The organism is Filifactor alocis ATCC 35896 (genome assembly GCF_000163895.2).
GTDB lineage: Bacteria > Bacillota > Clostridia > Peptostreptococcales > Filifactoraceae > Filifactor > Filifactor alocis.
In genome coordinates, this window is the sequence record NC_016630.1 from 1,648,981 (window position 1) to 1,665,284 (window position 16,304).

Here is a 16,304-nt window from a genome sequence, read left to right on the forward strand (position 1 = left end):
CATTCTCTGTTTCATATCTTCCTTATCAAGTATATCTTAATTATCTGCTTCCCTTATCATACGGAATTCCTTCCGCTCTCGGTGCTTGAGAAGACTTAGAGGAGAATGCCAGCACAATCAGAGTTGCCATATAAGGAATCATTTTATACACTTCATTCGGAAGAGGTAACCCTTTCAGCACCGGAATCGCAGAATATCCGCTCGCCAATGTTTTCATAATTCCGAAGAAAAATGCCGCCATAAAGATTCGCTTACTTCTCCATTGACCGAAAATCAATACTGCCAACGCAAGGAATCCATATCCTGCAACGCTTGCATTAAAGTTGGTAGAAGTCGGAATCACAAATACCAATCCTCCGATTCCTGCCAACACTCCTGATATGATAACACCGGCATATCGAATTCGATAGACATTGACACCGACAGAATCCGCTGCACTCGGATGTTCCCCACATGCACGCAAGCGTAAGCCGAACTTTGTCTTTTGGATGACGAATGCCGCAACGATATAGATGATGAATCCCAGATAAGTTGTGATATAACAATTTTGGAAGAACAACGGTCCGACAATCGGAATACTTCCCAAAACCGGAACTTTTGTGAATCGGAAAGAATCTATAAATTGAATTTGTTGCATTCCTTGTAATGTTCTTGCCACAAAGATTGCAAATGCAGGTGCAAACATATTTAAGGCTGTACCGCTAATCGTCTGATCCGCTTTCATATTGATTGCGGCAAAGGCGTGCAATAAGGAAAACAATCCCCCTGTCACACCGGCAATCAAGATTGCAATCATAAGCAACATTTGACCGCTCATATAATCCTGAGTAAGATTGATGAACAAAATTCCCGTAAATGCTCCAAATACCATGATTCCTTCCAAAGCAATGTTGATGACACCGCTTCTCTCAGAATACATTGCGCCGATTGCTACAATCAGTAGAGGGATTGCAAAAAACATGGTCTGTTGAACGACAAAATACAATATATTCATTTATTCTCCCTCCTTCTGTCTGTTGTCTTTTCTTCTTTGAATATGATAAATCAATTCTTTGAACAAAAGCGACAATGCTCCGCAATAGATAATTGCCGCAATAATAATATCAATTACTTCAGGTGCGAAATCAAACAACTGCATATTGTTTCCGCCGACTGTGATGTATCCGATGAACAATCCTGAAAATAAAATCCCAATCGGATTGGATTGTCCCAACAAAGCAACCGAAATTCCCGCAAATCCCTCCGGAGAAATGATATCCAACACTTGTAAGTATTTTCCGGAATCTGAAAGGTAAAGCAAAGCTCCTCCTACTCCTGCCAGTGCTCCTGCAATCATCATGGATAGCACAATATTTTTCTTGGCATTGATTCCGGCATATTTGCTCGCAAATTCATTCTTTCCGCAGGCTTTCAACTCATATCCGAGCACTGTTTTTTCTAAGATGATGTAGGTCAGAACTACAAATCCGATTACAATCAAAATTCCGATGTTGATGCTTGTACCCGGAAAAATCTTGTCCAATCCACCCTTTGAAAGAGTTGCTGTCTTTGCAACGGCTAAAGATTGATTTTTCAAAGAATCGTAGATACTTCTTTGAATCATCATATTCACAGCATACATTCCGATATAGTTCATCATAATGGATGAGATTACTTCATTTACATTCATGTATGCCTTCAAGAGTCCCGGAATCAGTCCCCAGAGCGCTCCTGCCAGCAGTGCCATCAGCAATGCAACCAAACAATGTATTCCGCTTGGCAAAAAATCCCATTTGACTCCGACATAGATGGCTGTAAATGCTCCCATTGTGAATTGACCGGAAGCACCGATGTTAAACAATCCTGTTTTGAACGCAAAACCGACAGACAGTCCGGTCATAATAATCGGTGTCGCAATATATAACACTTGTCCGATTCCCTGCATTCCGTCTGTAAATCCGCCTTGAACAATCATGGCAAATCCGCCGAAAGCTTCTTTCGGATTGCTGATTAGCAAGATAATCAGACCGAATAACAGTCCGCAAACAATTGCAAGCAGGGATGAACCGAGGTTTGCTATTTTTTCTCCCCCAAAAATATTTTTCTTATGCTTCATATCCCACACCCCTTTTTGCACCTGCCATATACAATCCCAACTCTTCTACCGTAGTATTTTTAGGATTGAGATCCGCTACGATTTCTCCCTCGTACATGACAAGAATTCTGTCGCTTACATTCATTACCTCATCAAGCTCTAAAGAAACCAACAGAACGGCTTTTCCGGAATCTCTTTGAGCAATCAGTTGTTTGTGAATATACTCAATTGCTCCTACATCCAACCCTCTTACCGGCTGTACGGCAATAACAATTTCCGGATTTCTGTCCAATTCTCTTGCGATAATTGCCTTCTGTTGATTTCCGCCTGACATTCCCCTAACCATGCTGTCTTCTCCTTGCGCGGAACGAATATCAAATTGTTCAATCAGTTTCTTTGCATACTGTCCGATGGCATCAAATTTCAGAAATCCGCGGTTTTGGAATTCTTTTGTGTAGTAAGTTTGTAACACCAAATTTTCCTGTAATGTGTAGTCCAAAACCAATCCATCTTTGTGTCTGTCTTCGGGAATATGTGCAAGACCGTCCAGACATTTCTGTCGAATGCTTTCTTTTGTAATATTTTTTTGATTCAAAAAAATTTCGCCCTCATCAATCGGCATCAACCCTGTAATCCCGTACACCAACTCAGATTGACCGTTTCCGTCAATCCCTGCAATCGTCAAAATTTCTCCTTTTCGTACGGAAAAAGATACATTCTTCACAGAGTCCTTCTTGTTTTTGGAATGGATGGTCATATTCTTTACTTCCAATACCGGCTCTCCGGGAGTCATCTCTTTTTTATCTATGACAAAATTGACTTTTCTGCCCACCATCATTTCCGACATTTCTTCTTTGGATGTTTGTGCCACATCGATGGTTCCGATATATTTTCCTTTTCGCAACACACTGCAACGATTCGCTACTGCTTTGATTTCGTTCAGCTTGTGCGTGATAAAGATAATGGACTTTCCTTCCTGCACAAGCTGTAACATCACTTTCATCAGTTCATTGACTTCTTGTGGTGTCAATACGGCGGTCGGTTCATCAAAAATCAACACTTCATTGTCACAATACAACATTTTTAAGATTTCCACCCTCTGTTGCATTCCAACGGTAATATCTGAAATGTAGGCATCCGGATCAATTTTAAACTTATATTTTTCGCTCAGCTCCATCACTTTTTTTCGAGCATCTTCCATTTTCAACACACCGTTTTTTACCGTTTCGTGTCCAAGTACAATACTTTCGAGAACTGTAAAATTATGTACCAATTTAAAATGTTGATGCACCATTCCGATTCCCAACATATTTGCATCATTCGGGTTGTTGATTTTCACTTCTTGCCCATTCATTTTAATTTGCCCTTCTTCCGGCTGATACAGACCGAACAGCACGCTCATCAATGTGGATTTACCTGCTCCGTTTTCTCCGAGCAATGCATGAATCTCTCCTTTTTTTACCTGGAGAGTAATATCATCATTTGCTTTGAATGCTCCAAACTTTTTGGTGATATGATTCATTTCAATTACATATTCCACCGTTTTTCCTCCTCATTATCTTATTTCAAATCATTAGGTCCAAAACCCATCGGCAATAACTCCTTCAGCAAATAGGATTGACATCCGTCATTTCCATCCGACAGCACAATTTGAAATGTCTCAGGATTACAAAACTCCATCATCACTTGTCTGCATACACCACATGGCGTGCATATCTGTTTTGCATCCTCTCCTTTTTTGCCTCCCACGACGGCAATTTTTGTAAACTCCCTTTCTCCATCACAGATTGCCTTAAAAAAAGCTGTTCTCTCTGCACAGTTGGTAGGTGTATAGGATGCGTTTTCGATATTACATCCCAAATATACCTTTCCTCCTTTTGTCAACAGGGCAGCTCCCACTTGAAAGTTTGAATAAGGAGAATAAGAACACTCTCTTGCCTTCTTCGCCTCTTTTAATAACATTTCATCCGTCATCTTTTTTCATCGTCTTTGTGAAATCCATAAAAATCTATCCTGATTTTTCGTTCGTTCAAATGCCCTATCCTTTGATGAAAAAGATTTGTGTCCGAACTATCCTCTGCCACGAAAAAATCTCTCTTGCAGTTGCACGGAATCATACCGTACAAAGGTGATTTCCCAAAAACTTACTCCTCTCTGTCTTTATATGAATGATGTTCTATCATGATATTTGATACTCATGTTACTATTATACATGAAAAAAGGACATCTGTCCTTTTTTCATGCTACGTTTTTGATATAAAAATTCGATATGGAATCTATTTGGTATAATTTCATGCTTATTACGTTTCTTTTCTTTCCACTGTATCCGATACACATCCTTCTCTTCTTCCATGTTTTGCAGAACAAAATCTCATCATGTGACACAAAATGATATCCTCAGTCCCAAGTCCAATCTTACTCAATCTACAAGATATTTCCTTAAACATGAATCGTGTCTGATGCATTTCTTTGATATCCTGTAGCATGGGTTAAATAAGCTCCATGCAAATAATTTTGCTGTGCAACCATCAACAGAGGCACTGCAAATACCTTTGTCGCATACAGTCCAATCAAAATCATAAAATGTTGAATTTGTATATTTTCAATCTGTTTACTATATATTCCGTAAAGTATCCCTAAATTCAGTGTCATATTAAAAACAGTTGCTAAAGTAGCGGACACGATATTTGTTTTGATTTCAGGATGATACCATTTTATGACATAGAGTGCCAATAGAGAAATATTGTAAACACAAATCGGTTTATGTTGTTTTCTATAAATCACTATCGTTTTGCGATTATAGAAATAGAAATGTCCCATTGTAGGACGGGAAAAATCATTCATCCATATATGGCTTATCGCAACAATTTCATCCCATGGTACAAGTAATCCTATTTTTTTCAAGTATATCCCTTCTTCAGAGATAGAGCATTTGTAATTTACAAACGAAAAAATGGCAGCGACGGCAATACAGATTGCAAGCGCAGTATGTGTTAACTGTCTTCCGCTCATCATCAATGTACTGTTAAAAACGCTTATCGTTACTCCGGATGGTCCGGGCAGTACTCCCTGTGAATCTGCTATGAAAGAAATCATAAAAACCGCAAATAAAAAAATAAACAGAAAATACCGATACATAATACTATGAAATTTTATTTCTCTTCTCATGTCAAAAAATAACTCCTTTCCATTTTTTGTGTTTTTCTTGTTGGAGTTTGAGTGATACGAAACAGGATTTTAGAATGTAAGAATCGTATATCATTACAAAAACACCGAAAAACTATCCTTCTATCAAACACAATTTTTCATGATAACTTTGAATCACCCGTTCGATTACAACTTATCCTTTTTATTTTCTGTAACAAAATTTTCATTCCTTATCATAGAAACTGTGATACAAAACCAAACCATTTTGTCTTTCTGACAGTTTATTTCAACCTATCTCCTGCTTTCCTCTATGATAAACAAGAGATTTCTAAGTTTCCGTTATATCGATAGAAATGTATCATTCTTCATATAGTAATTCAATGCTCTCAAGATTTCTTCATTGGCGGCATCCCGTTTTTGTTCCAGTACATTTATTATGACATCCTGAAAAATCTCCGGCAAAATAGATGCTCTCATTCCATGCTCAAGAGCAAACTCAGGTATGATTTCTTCCCCTGTTTCTTCGTCAAAATCAGGTGGAGCCGTCACACAACAAACAGTAGTCAAAAGCCTTTCCTCATCACCCATCTCATAGATATGCCAATCATCCTCCTGATAAAGTGCTTCTTCTCCCCCATTCAGATAGATTGCTTTTATTTCATTGATAATATCTTCAACTGTGCATTTCACATTTTTTTGCATCTTATACCTCCGGTTAAATTCTAAGTAGATAACTCAAAATATCCCCACAAGTTATCTACGGCAACCGATATCATTCAAATTTTCGTCTTCGATTCGATACACCATATCTCCCCTGTTCCAAAGATACATGATACCGGAAACAGGCTCTTTTCCCTCTTCACGAATCCATCCCATATAAGTCGAATTGTAGCCGAAATATCCTTCTGTCAAAATTTCAAATTCTGCATTAGAATATGTTTCCATATAATCCTTCATACTGATGGCATTTCCTGAAAATTTCCCTTCATAAACAACTTTATCAAAAATAAAAACACTGCATTCGTCCAAGTCACTGTCCTTGAAAATAATATCTCCCGAAAAAATTTTTTCTCCATCGGCAGTATATTGAAAGATACGATTCATTTTCAATCTCAAAGTATTGTTCTGAAAATCGACTTTCTGTATCCTACTGTCATGCAAACTGAAAAGAATATTACTGTTTCTGTCGTGTACAAATTCCATTTTGCTCTCCTCTTATCTCATTACTTGATAAATGCTACTGTCTTACCATGTCAAAAAACTATCCCATGACAATACTGTCGTCTATCATATCGGATGGGATAGTTTCCAACTCAACTATCGATTTGAGCCATCTATGAATTGAGACGCATCCTAAACTCTTCGTCTATTTCTTCTACTGTCATGGTTGTATGAACAGATATATGCTTGTTATATTCTGCCCCCAATCTTTTCCTAGCTTCAAATTGAAACTCCTCAACAGTCTTGGAGCCATACTCAAAGTGGCTGTGAATTGCGCCTGAACACTCGCCCCAATCAGACAAATATCCGATGATTTCAAAAAGTGAATCATTATAAGGTTCAAATTTCTTCGTTTCTCTAACTCCCAAATACTGTCTGAAACAGCTGTCAAATGCATAATAGAACTGAGGAGAACGCCATGGAAGAGAGTTTCGTTCTCTGTTATGAAAGTTCGCATCAATGATATATGACTTGCACACATCATACATTGTCGGCTTTTGTGTAGTTTTTATCGTCGTTTGAATGTAGCAATAGAATGTCTGTTTATCAAAGAATCGTCCGTTTATGGCAATCAAAGCTCCCCACATACCGTCATGATATTGAAATGCCATTACTGCCCCGTTTCTGTATTTGCTATCTATCGGAACGGGTGGGGCTACTCGTTTTTTAGGTCTTGCTTTCTTGACACTGATTTTATCCAAAAATTTTATCAAATAATTTTGCCTTTGACGTAAGAATTTATCATCGGCACCTAACTCTTTCGCAACAACTAAATCTTCTCCATTTTCAATCACTTCTTTGATTCTAAGAAGAAACTCATCCTCTAACTGCCCTACTTCCCATAGACAATGTGCCAAACTGAATATGACATCAAATCTATCGTCATCATCTTCATAGGGAAGCAAATCATCTTTGATGTCAATCGGCTCTTCCCCCCGATTATATCGCTCAAAAAATTCATCTTTAATATCACAAGAGGTATCGTTGCCAAAAATCGTTGCACTCCATGTTCCCATAATGTCCTCCTATTCAGACTCCAATTTGTCTCTTAAAAAGTTTGAACCTATTATACTATTTTTATCCTATTTTTTCTATTGTAAGATGAAATCATTTCCATCCTGATTCACAAATGATATCTCTTTTTATCGCATCTCATCTATTTTATACGAATTTCTTAGAATATCATCCTACTGTTCCAATCAGTCATTTTGATTCTTACCGGCTTTGTTATTTTTTATCATCTTGGTTATTCCATCAAAAAAGACGATATTTCTATCGCCTTAAATCTTTCTTCATTATCATTCCAAATCGTCATTTTCTATTTGAAACTTGTCTATTCGAACCATGCAACTGCTCTAATCGGAGAACCGTCACTGTTTTCTATCTTTAACGGAAAACAACTGAACCAAAACAAATCGCTACCGCAGAGGTCTAAATTCTTGAGATTTTCAATATTGACAATATCACAATCTCGAAACAGTTTTTTGTGACGTGTCAAGTTCATATCTGCAATCGGGTCGATGCCGATAACATCAAATCCAATCCCCTTATAGTTTCCGGATAGAATGAAGTCCAATACCTCATCATCGATACAAGGATAATCTCCGAAATAAGCATCCGTTCCCCAGCGTTTATCCCAACCGAGATAAAACAATAGAAAATCAGCTTTCTTTACATTTTCTCCGGCTTTCCGAATACGCTCCATGGAAATCATTTCACCTTCTTGCAACTCATGGCAATCCACCACTAAGGCTTTTCCAATAAACTGTTCCGGCGGAAATTCATCCAATGTTGTCCTTCCTTCAAAAATGTGTGCCGGCGGATCCATATGGGTACCGGTATGTGTATACATCTGCAACAGTGTTTCTTTGAATCCGTCCTGTTCATAACTGTTCGCCGGAATCAGTTTCGGTGGATCTGTTCCGGGATAAACAGGCATATTCTCTTTGATAGTATGTGTCAAATCAATGACTCTCATCTCTTCATCTCCTCAAAATTCAATTCGTCTCTCACTGAAATGTCCCTGATAGGATACTGTTTTTCTTACATATCCCAACCACACTATTCCATTGTTTGTTATCAAATGTTATCCAAAACACTATTTTAAAGTGTTTGATGATAAAAAAGAAAATACATATACTCCTATAAAAAACAATTTTTCATGATAAGTTTAATCAGTGATTTGTATTCCCTAATAATAGACAGAACACTCTATAAATGACTTCTATCAGTCAGATACTGCAGTCTCGTTCATCGTACCGAGTATTCAATGAAACTGTTTCAAAAATATCTCAAACGATACACTCTGTCTCATCGCTCTCAGTCAAATTCTGTAACATGCCGATTATTTTAGAGCAATCGGAAGAACAATTCCCAAAAGTGTTGCCATGATACCGAATATCAAACCGAAAATAGATAGGAATAAAACATATACAGGACTGTGCTTACGAATCTGAACAGAGTACAAACTGTAATCAATAGGTTTTTGAATAATGGTATTTCTGACAGCTGCAATTCCTTTATCAAAAGCATTTGATTCCCCATCCAATGAAATAACATAAGTTCCTTCTTCCGCATAAAAAGAATACAATTCCAGTCTTGCCGTTTTAAAACCGTTTACGCTTGTACGCATAAGGATTAGCGAAAGAGGAATTTTATTTCCTGTTTGTTGATGGATGATATTGAATCCGAAGTCTCCGACCGGAGATTTTGAAAACAGTTTTCCGCTAATCCAAATCCCATAATTTCCCTTTTCGGAAATTCTAAAAACACCCTCTCCCTTGCTACACGGCATTTCATACACCATTTCTGCAGTTGCCGAACGGAATAAATGCTTACTGCTGATAACTGCTAAAGTTATTCCTATCGGTATCAATAATAAAAATAAATAATTCATCTGTTTCATCTCCCTAAATTCTCATTTCTTTGATGCAATATCTGTTTGACATTATATCACTTGTTCTATGCTTTTTCTATGATAAACACTATCATCCGTTCCAATTTTTTCATAACTATAAAGCTCTTTCCTCATTGTTTTTTCAAACGATAGAACATTCTACCCTTTCCAACGATGATTTATTGGAAGATTTCTTGTAACCATTTCACGATATCCTCGGTCATGTTATCACAGGATATCGTTAGTTGATTACAATCAATCTCATCGAGCAGCATTACTTCTTTTTCTCTTCCAAAAAAACTTGCCAACCATAGGATAAACCGTGCATATTCATCCATCATTTCATCAAAATGGAAGTACTCTATTGCAAAAGTAGAGCGTTTTGTATCCATTCTTAATTCAAATTGGTATTGTTCGGAATAATTTCCCCAACAAAGATCATATCTCGCTGAATCCCTTACTTCCAACTTGGTACCCGGATACTTTTTCTCCATTTCTTGATTGAATGTTTGAATATCAAAATCATTATGTTCCGGTTCGTTTAAATGCACAAAGATTGTTACAGGCATTTTGAGTTCCTCCTCACAATCACATTCTAAATTTGATTCACTAATTTGTTAATTCAATTCTCCTTCAGAATCAGCTGCAAACTAATCTTCAGAAACGATATCATCCTTCTTTCTTCTACAGAAAAATCACTTTTTCTAATCTTTTTAGACACACTATAACCTCATTATCCTTCAATCAATTTTGATAGTTCCGAATCCGACAAAAAAGAATCTGTATATAGTTTTTCAAGCAAATGCTCGTCGAATTCCAAAGAGTAATATTCGGTAACGAATTCTTGAAACCTTTCATAAGTATCGAACACATATCCCAATAACCAGCGACCGCCATCATTTCCATCCGGTTGATGTTGATGCACTTCCCCGTCGTACCAAATAAAAAATGTGGTTTGTTCTCTTTCTTCCACTGAGAACAGATTCTTCCATTTGTCGTCAAGCCCTTCATACATCTTGTCGATAATACTTTGATTCCATTCATCGGAGGCAAATTGGTTCAGACTGTTTTCGTGTGCAAATCCTTTTATCAGAACTGCCGTTTCCGTAAAGATGACAGATAGCGAATCTCCCGCTCCGTTATCAATCTCATATTTGAGATTCGAGTCAATCTCTTTCTTGTGTACCAATCTCAAATATTCTTCCGACGGGTCAGTCAAAGCATTGTCCAAAACAAAGAGCGCCTCCAAACTTTTACGCATATTACCCCAATCCATATCCTTCATTCTTCCACCTCCATATGTTTTGTATCGTCTTTGTAAAACGAATCCATCCACAAATCAACTTCCACTTTCATGTATTAAAATAACAATCATCTGTTCCTTTCTCTCAACAATTTATCTCAAACAGTTGTCCCAAAAAATTCAAACTCTCCCAATATCAGTTTATTTCATCATGTAAGATATTCTTATCACTACTGTATCATCAAAACATCTTATGCTTTTTGAGTAGCATTTATGGATAGACAAATAACGAACAGAGGATATTTTGTAATGTTAAACTTATTCACATACAATCATATTGTATCCTCAATTTTCACACAACGACACCCAACTGAAGTTCTCAACATCTTTCAAAGTCAAAGTGTTTCCATCAAAGTCATTTTTTAATACAACCTCCGATTCCTCAACAGATATGTTGTTATACCAATTATTTGAATGTTATACTCATTCACATACGATTCTATCCTATCATCAATTGCTACACAACGACACCCAACTGAGGTTCTCAACATCTTTCAAAGTCAAAGTGGTTCCATCAAAGTCATTTTTTAATACAACCTCCGATTCCTCAACAGATATGTTGTTATACCAATTATCTAAGCTTGCATATTTTCCTGTATGAATATTGATTAACATACTTGTGATCGGACTTGATGTCCCTTTCTTAACTGTTTCCGCCAATAGATAATACGCATCCAAAAACACAAGATTTCTACCATACATCCAAAAAGGGAGTTTCATTTCCAATAGCGGCAACTTCGCAGAAAAAATCCCGTCCCCATGCGGCGGTTCCGTTTCATAACATAGCTCTATCTCACTTCCATAGTACGCAATGGTCGTGCTCTCATAACCGATATTCACCGGTTTCCCTTCTTCAGCGATATAAAATTCCAATACCGTTCCCTCCTTATCCTACGGTGTTAACATTCCGCCGGACTTTTTTCAATTCATCCTACTTTTACAACTGATTCAAATTCTATCAATCAATTCTTCTCTTTCTCAGCCATTCTGTTTCAATACTTCATTTCACATCAAACATTCCCGCTAAAGGACTAATATTCTTGCTATATATCATACTATCATTTTTCGGTACATTCATAACTATTATTTTTCGGTACAATTATACTTTTTGTATCAAAGCATATCACATCCATCTCATACTCCACAATGGTTAACCACTTCATACTATATAATTGGTGTTTCCCATCATGCCAAGGATAATACGATATTCACTATTTTCAGTTTTATTTTCAGTTCTATTTTCGGTTCTATTTTTGGTTTAAATTTCGGTTCTATTTTCAGTTTTATTTGATAAACAAAATACGATTTTGAAAAGTTTTTCTTCCTATCAAAACTCTACCTGTGTTATGTCCTCACAGTAAGTGTTTTGTTCTGTAGACTTTGTCACATAACAACTCTTAAATCTACTTCATTAATCTACTTCCTTGATTCAATAGAATCAGATCAGTATCACAAACTTTTTAATAATTCCGTTTCTCTTGGCAATATTTCTTTGGATTCCAAAACTTCTACCAACTCTTTTAATTGACTGTCCGAAATATAGTCAGCTCTATTATGTTCCTGTGACAAACGATAGCATTGTCTGATGGCTATCCCGATATGAGATAATGTCAATTTATCTCTTTTCTTTTTCAACACTTCGATAAAAATATCCCAAACAAACGGTTCTTCGTAAATCCAAAAAAACGATGCAATCGCTTGTAACACTTTAGGACGCCTCTGTGTTGTAAGTAAACCTCGTGCATATTCTTTGCTTTTTTCTTCAAAGTTTTGAACCTTATCTTCCGTAATGATATCCGAATCCATGATATAAAGATGGTTCAAATGAAGATATCTTGCACAAAAATTTTGTAATGTATAGAGATGAATCCAGAGCACCTCATGGTTTGTTTCTTCTTTTATGGCGGAAAAGTACTGTTCCATATTTACAATAAACCATTCTTTTACAGGCTTTGTCTTTTTTGTCCCAAGTTCGGCACAAGCAGCTTTCATCAAGATATTCGCAGCTTTTTTGCGTTCTTTAATCTCAACATTTTGTAGATGACAAAAGGCATTGTCTAATATCTCTGTCATATCATTCATCACTCCACCTCCCGAACATTTAAATTCCTTGTTCCTTAAAATACACATTACAGACTGCATTGATTCCAAAAAATTCTTCTGATAAGAGAATCTCTGAAAAAATCTTCTGATACAGAAACCATTCTCTTTCCATTTTGAATTTTTGACTTTTTCTCATCAAAACTTTTTTTCCTTTTTACCTATTACATCAGATTCTTTAGCTTTTTGAATTTCGCTTCATCAAACGGAGCATATCGGAACGGTAAATCAAATATGGTTTTGTTTCGCACCACTCCTTTTTTGTGACTTAGTGTGTCAAATCCACTTTTTCCGTGATAGGCACCCATTCCGCTATAACCCACACCGCCAAACGGCATACGATGATTTGCGGTTTGAAGAATCACATCATTCACACATCCGCCACCGTAAGAAAGGCTGTGAATGATGGCATCGGCATTTGTCTTTTTTTGTGAAAAGATATAGCATGCCAACGGCTTTTCACGTTCTTTGATGGTACGAATGACTTTGTTGATATCGTCATATTTAATCACAGGGAGCAAAGGTCCGAAAATCTCTTCCTTCATCAATTCATGGTCAAATTCCACATTAGGAAAAATAGTCGGTTCAATCTTTCGTTCCTGATCGTTCTTTTGTCCACCGATGACATCTTTCTCTGTTTGTATCAGGTTCAGCAATCTCTCATAGTGATGCTGATTGATGATTTTCGGATAGGTCTCATTGTTTACGGCATTCGGATACCGCAATTCGATTTCTTCTTGTAATGCTTTGATAAAGCTGTCTTTTACTTTGCTATGCACGACAACATAGTCCACCGACACACAGGTCTGACCGGCATTTAACAGTTTCCCCCACGCAATGCGTCTGGCTGCAAGTTTGATATCTGCCGTTTCATCAATAATACATGGACTTTTGCCACCAAGTTCCAAGGAAACCGGAATCAGATTTTCGCTTGCTGCACGCATAATGATTTTGCCCACTCTCGCACTTCCTGTAAAGAAGATATAATCATAGTTCTGATACAGAACCTCATCATAATCAATCTCTGCATCTACGCAGAACACATATTGTTCTTCAAATGTTTCGTTGATGATTTTTTCAATTATCTTCGATGTATGTCTGCTTTCTTTGGAACATTTGATGATGGCACAGTTTCCTGCCGAAATTGCAGCTACCAACGGTGCAATTGCTAAATTGAAAGGATAATTCCATGGCGACAGAATCAGCACAACTCCATAAGGTTCAGAATAGATATAACTCTTTGCCGGAAATGTGCCGAGCGTTCCTCTTACTTTCTCAGGTCTGCTCCATTTTTTCACATGTTTCAACGCTTCGTGTATCTCGCCATATACGATTGCAATCTCCGTCATATATGCTTCTGCTTTCGATTTTGATAGATCCTGATACAATGCTGAAAGAATCTCTTCTTCGTGAGTTCTAACTGCTTGTTCGAGTTTCTGCAACATCCTGATTCTATATGCAACTGATTTTGTTGTATCGGTATCAAAAAATTGTTTCTGCCTTTCAACAACACTCTTCAATGTAACACTTTTCTGTTTGCTCATAGCTATCTCCTTCATGATATATCTGTAATCCTATCACATTGAATTTTTATGGTAGGAAACGAATGGTTTATTCCCTCTTCTTATCATACTCTGTTCCTTATTTCAAAATCTCACGCAACTCATCAAAGGTATAGTCCCGATAACTTTTTGTTTGACTCAAAACAGACTCCGATGTTGCAGGCAGTCTATGTAACAATTCTTTAAGATCAATATCCTCAGGAAACGGATTCAGATTTTCTTCCTCATCTTCCGCTTTATGTGCCGCAAAAAGAAAAGTGCCCTTATCCCAGTCAACGGCAAAGTTGTTCATACACTCTACAGCAGAAACTTCCAAAATTTCCTCCTGTTGTGCCACAAAGTTTTCATAAAGAAACTCAAACAGAGCCTCCCTGTCAATTTTCACAATACGAACTGTATTCTTATCCATCATGTACCTCCGACAATCTGTCATGCTATCTGACTTGATATTGTTTGATATTATATCATTCTTACGTTGTTTTTTCTACTGTCGGACTTCTGCCTTTGTTCTGTCACATTCATTTTTTGATTCAAATCCTTTTCGTCTATGATATAATAAGGTTGATAAGTTGATATACCTATTTGTTATAACAATACCGACTTACATTCAAAAATAAAGATTACCTTGTGTTCTTTCAACAAAGAAAAGAAATGTATTTCCATTTGCTGAAATCGAAGCACCGTTTATCATGAAAATACCGAAATTTATCACAAAGTCGGATAAAAATATAGCATCAAAGGAGAGGAATTATGAAATTTCTAAAATTCGTTTTTATTTTTGCAACGATAGGTACGATAATTTTGTTGACGGGATGCGGACATTCTGCCGAAGAAGACAAACAACGCATCGTTAATTGGCTGAATGATACCTACGGAGAAAACGCCTATACGATAGAACAAAATCCGAAAAATAAACGCTATTTTATCGTTGAACTCCACGAATATCCGGAACTCAAATTCAATACCACAGTCGTTCGAGATGTGAAGAGAGGGACATCGTATTTATGGTCAGATGTCGATGAGGTGTTTTGCGAATCTGCAATTCAACAATTTACAAAATCGAATACGATTAGTCCGGACACTCTATCGTATGACGAGGATATTCAGTATGTATATTCTACTGAGGCAAGCTCTCTTGAAGAGTTGAAAACCTCTTATGATAAAATGATAAGTTTTATTACATTTGTATCTGAACACTATCCTATCATTGTGGATACAGGTGCATTGGATATGAGAATGGATGTTGGCGGTATCCGATTGAAAGGAAGAGATGACTCTGATAAATGGATTTATTTAGATATCGCTGAAGCGAAAGACAAAAAACTGAACATAAAACCTTATGAAGAAATTTATCATGAACTGAAGCCCATGTTGATGACCCATCCGGAAAATCCGAAGGGACTTTTGTTCCATGCTGATGTAGGCCGTTCGTTTCTTTTGGGGAGCGATACTTTTGATGATTGCCTGTATAAAAATCTTGTATTGGACAATGCTGAGAACAATACACCTGAAAAGTTACGAAAAATCATATTACAACCGGGAGAACTAAGCGAACCCTATACATTTGAAAGTGAAAGCGACTATGAATTTACAACCGTAACCGTACAAGCCAAAAATTTGTCAAAATCTCCTGCATCCTTACTTGATGCAACGATTGTCAAGGCAAAAATCCATCCGCAAACAGGAACAGGTATCCATATTTCCTCTACTTGGATTGAGCTTGAAGAAGATCCGCGAAGAGGAGAGTGGGTAGATCCGTACAAAGTTTTGGGAATTTCACCACCGAAAACGGAACAGGAAAAAAAAGAGGGCGTACCGTACAAAAATGCAAAAGTGCTTTTTACAATGTCTGAGTCCTATAACAGTGTTAAAGAAGTCACATTGACATTTCAAGAATAATCCTAACACATTATTGAGTTATCATAAGTTTTCACTTACAAAAAATATCATGTTTTATCTTTCGTCGCTTACTGATTGAAACAAGATAGATTGAAACAAAAT

At 37.0% G+C, this 16,304-nt stretch carries 19 protein-coding genes; 1 reads left to right on the plus strand and 18 read right to left on the minus strand.

From position 1 onward, the window contains the following. Nucleotides 1–40: 40 nt before the first annotated feature. From HMPREF0389_RS07345 to HMPREF0389_RS07420, 18 genes are all read right to left on the minus strand, one after another. Complete coding sequence (locus tag HMPREF0389_RS07345) at nucleotides 41–994, minus strand: ABC transporter permease (RefSeq protein ID WP_014262999.1); 954 nt, start codon at nucleotides 992–994, stop codon at nucleotides 41–43. Beyond that, nucleotides 995–2,095, minus strand: coding sequence for an ABC transporter permease (locus HMPREF0389_RS07350; protein ID WP_041250849.1), 1,101 nt, complete (start codon nucleotides 2,093–2,095; stop codon nucleotides 995–997). Then, nucleotides 2,085–3,614, minus strand: a complete 1,530-nt coding sequence (locus HMPREF0389_RS07355; RefSeq protein WP_014263001.1) for an ABC transporter ATP-binding protein — start codon at nucleotides 3,612–3,614, stop codon at nucleotides 2,085–2,087. Before HMPREF0389_RS07355 ends, HMPREF0389_RS07350 begins: the two co-directional genes overlap by 11 nt. A gap of 20 nt (nucleotides 3,615–3,634) precedes the next feature. Further along, entirely contained in the window at nucleotides 3,635–4,048 is a 414-nt protein-coding gene (gene cdd / locus HMPREF0389_RS07360) for a cytidine deaminase (RefSeq protein ID WP_014263002.1), read from the minus strand. A 326-nt stretch (nucleotides 4,049–4,374) separates the two neighbouring features. Next, complete coding sequence (locus HMPREF0389_RS09240) at nucleotides 4,375–4,497, minus strand: hypothetical protein (RefSeq protein ID WP_278214531.1); 123 nt, start codon at nucleotides 4,495–4,497, stop codon at nucleotides 4,375–4,377. Between the two features lie 16 nt (nucleotides 4,498–4,513). Next, nucleotides 4,514–5,242 carry a hypothetical protein gene (locus HMPREF0389_RS07365; RefSeq protein ID WP_014263003.1) on the minus strand — a complete coding sequence of 243 codons (729 nt, stop codon included), beginning with the start codon at nucleotides 5,240–5,242 and terminating at the stop codon, nucleotides 4,514–4,516. A gap of 318 nt (nucleotides 5,243–5,560) precedes the next feature. Next, complete coding sequence (locus HMPREF0389_RS07370) at nucleotides 5,561–5,923, minus strand: DUF7716 domain-containing protein (RefSeq protein WP_014263004.1); 363 nt, start codon at nucleotides 5,921–5,923, stop codon at nucleotides 5,561–5,563. Between the two features lie 51 nt (nucleotides 5,924–5,974). Continuing rightward, nucleotides 5,975–6,424, minus strand: a complete 450-nt coding sequence (locus HMPREF0389_RS07375; protein WP_014263005.1) for a hypothetical protein — start codon at nucleotides 6,422–6,424, stop codon at nucleotides 5,975–5,977. Between the two features lie 131 nt (nucleotides 6,425–6,555). Then, complete coding sequence (locus HMPREF0389_RS07380; protein WP_014263006.1) at nucleotides 6,556–7,458, minus strand: hypothetical protein; 903 nt, start codon at nucleotides 7,456–7,458, stop codon at nucleotides 6,556–6,558. 317 nt (nucleotides 7,459–7,775) lie between these two features. Beyond that, entirely contained in the window at nucleotides 7,776–8,420 is a 645-nt protein-coding gene (locus HMPREF0389_RS07385) for a cyclase family protein (protein WP_014263007.1), read from the minus strand. 366 nt (nucleotides 8,421–8,786) lie between these two features. Continuing rightward, on the minus strand, nucleotides 8,787–9,338 hold the full coding sequence (locus HMPREF0389_RS07390) for a hypothetical protein (protein ID WP_041250850.1): 552 nt from the start codon (nucleotides 9,336–9,338) through the stop codon (nucleotides 8,787–8,789). 179 nt (nucleotides 9,339–9,517) lie between these two features. Next, nucleotides 9,518–9,907 carry a hypothetical protein gene (locus HMPREF0389_RS07395; protein ID WP_014263009.1) on the minus strand — a complete coding sequence of 130 codons (390 nt, stop codon included), beginning with the start codon at nucleotides 9,905–9,907 and terminating at the stop codon, nucleotides 9,518–9,520. Between the two features lie 164 nt (nucleotides 9,908–10,071). After that, a complete protein-coding gene (locus tag HMPREF0389_RS07400; protein WP_014263010.1) occupies nucleotides 10,072–10,623 on the minus strand; it encodes a hypothetical protein in 552 nt (183 codons plus the stop codon). Nucleotides 10,624–11,091: 468 nt separating this feature from the next. Beyond that, nucleotides 11,092–11,514: a hypothetical protein gene (locus tag HMPREF0389_RS07405; RefSeq protein ID WP_014263011.1), complete on the minus strand. Its 423-nt coding sequence runs from the start codon at nucleotides 11,512–11,514 to the stop codon at nucleotides 11,092–11,094. Nucleotides 11,515–12,090: 576 nt separating this feature from the next. After that, on the minus strand, nucleotides 12,091–12,723 hold the full coding sequence (locus tag HMPREF0389_RS07410; RefSeq protein WP_014263012.1) for a hypothetical protein: 633 nt from the start codon (nucleotides 12,721–12,723) through the stop codon (nucleotides 12,091–12,093). 19 nt (nucleotides 12,724–12,742) lie between these two features. After that, nucleotides 12,743–12,880: a hypothetical protein gene (locus tag HMPREF0389_RS09030; protein WP_156775262.1), complete on the minus strand. Its 138-nt coding sequence runs from the start codon at nucleotides 12,878–12,880 to the stop codon at nucleotides 12,743–12,745. 25 nt (nucleotides 12,881–12,905) lie between these two features. Beyond that, nucleotides 12,906–14,285, minus strand: a complete 1,380-nt coding sequence (locus HMPREF0389_RS07415; protein ID WP_014263013.1) for an aldehyde dehydrogenase — start codon at nucleotides 14,283–14,285, stop codon at nucleotides 12,906–12,908. A 97-nt stretch (nucleotides 14,286–14,382) separates the two neighbouring features. Further along, nucleotides 14,383–14,712, minus strand: coding sequence for a hypothetical protein (locus tag HMPREF0389_RS07420; RefSeq protein ID WP_014263014.1), 330 nt, complete (start codon nucleotides 14,710–14,712; stop codon nucleotides 14,383–14,385). Nucleotides 14,713–15,053: 341 nt separating this feature from the next. On the opposite strand from HMPREF0389_RS07420, the gene HMPREF0389_RS07425 reads away from it, so the two are divergent. Then, the gene (locus HMPREF0389_RS07425; RefSeq protein ID WP_014263015.1) at nucleotides 15,054–16,202 is read left to right on the plus strand and encodes a hypothetical protein; all 1,149 of its coding nucleotides are present in this window, start codon (nucleotides 15,054–15,056) and stop codon (nucleotides 16,200–16,202) included. The last annotated feature ends 102 nt before the right edge of the window (nucleotides 16,203–16,304 follow it).

Excerpts from the sequence above, each read along its gene's own strand:
- HMPREF0389_RS07345 (WP_014262999.1), bottom strand. The coding sequence starts at position 994 with ATGAATATATTGTATTTTGTCGTTCAACAGACCATGTTTTTTGCAATC.
- HMPREF0389_RS07350 (WP_041250849.1), bottom strand. The coding sequence starts at position 2,095 with ATGAAGCATAAGAAAAATATTTTTGGGGGAGAAAAAATAGCAAACCTC.
- cdd (WP_014263002.1), bottom strand. The coding sequence starts at position 4,048 with ATGACGGATGAAATGTTATTAAAAGAGGCGAAGAAGGCAAGAGAGTGT.
- HMPREF0389_RS07365 (WP_014263003.1), bottom strand. The coding sequence starts at position 5,242 with ATGAGAAGAGAAATAAAATTTCATAGTATTATGTATCGGTATTTTCTG.
- HMPREF0389_RS07370 (WP_014263004.1), bottom strand. The coding sequence starts at position 5,923 with ATGCAAAAAAATGTGAAATGCACAGTTGAAGATATTATCAATGAAATA.
- HMPREF0389_RS07375 (WP_014263005.1), bottom strand. The coding sequence starts at position 6,424 with ATGGAATTTGTACACGACAGAAACAGTAATATTCTTTTCAGTTTGCAT.
- HMPREF0389_RS07380 (WP_014263006.1), bottom strand. The coding sequence starts at position 7,458 with ATGGGAACATGGAGTGCAACGATTTTTGGCAACGATACCTCTTGTGAT.
- HMPREF0389_RS07385 (WP_014263007.1), bottom strand. The coding sequence starts at position 8,420 with ATGAGAGTCATTGATTTGACACATACTATCAAAGAGAATATGCCTGTT.
- HMPREF0389_RS07390 (WP_041250850.1), bottom strand. The coding sequence starts at position 9,338 with ATGAATTATTTATTTTTATTATTGATACCGATAGGAATAACTTTAGCA.
- HMPREF0389_RS07395 (WP_014263009.1), bottom strand. The coding sequence starts at position 9,907 with ATGCCTGTAACAATCTTTGTGCATTTAAACGAACCGGAACATAATGAT.
- HMPREF0389_RS07400 (WP_014263010.1), bottom strand. The coding sequence starts at position 10,623 with ATGAAGGATATGGATTGGGGTAATATGCGTAAAAGTTTGGAGGCGCTC.
- HMPREF0389_RS07410 (WP_014263012.1), bottom strand. The coding sequence starts at position 12,723 with ATGAATGATATGACAGAGATATTAGACAATGCCTTTTGTCATCTACAA.
- HMPREF0389_RS09030 (WP_156775262.1), bottom strand. The coding sequence starts at position 12,880 with ATGAGAAAAAGTCAAAAATTCAAAATGGAAAGAGAATGGTTTCTGTAT.
- HMPREF0389_RS07415 (WP_014263013.1), bottom strand. The coding sequence starts at position 14,285 with ATGAGCAAACAGAAAAGTGTTACATTGAAGAGTGTTGTTGAAAGGCAG.
- HMPREF0389_RS07420 (WP_014263014.1), bottom strand. The coding sequence starts at position 14,712 with ATGGATAAGAATACAGTTCGTATTGTGAAAATTGACAGGGAGGCTCTG.
- HMPREF0389_RS07425 (WP_014263015.1), top strand. The coding sequence starts at position 15,054 with ATGAAATTTCTAAAATTCGTTTTTATTTTTGCAACGATAGGTACGATA.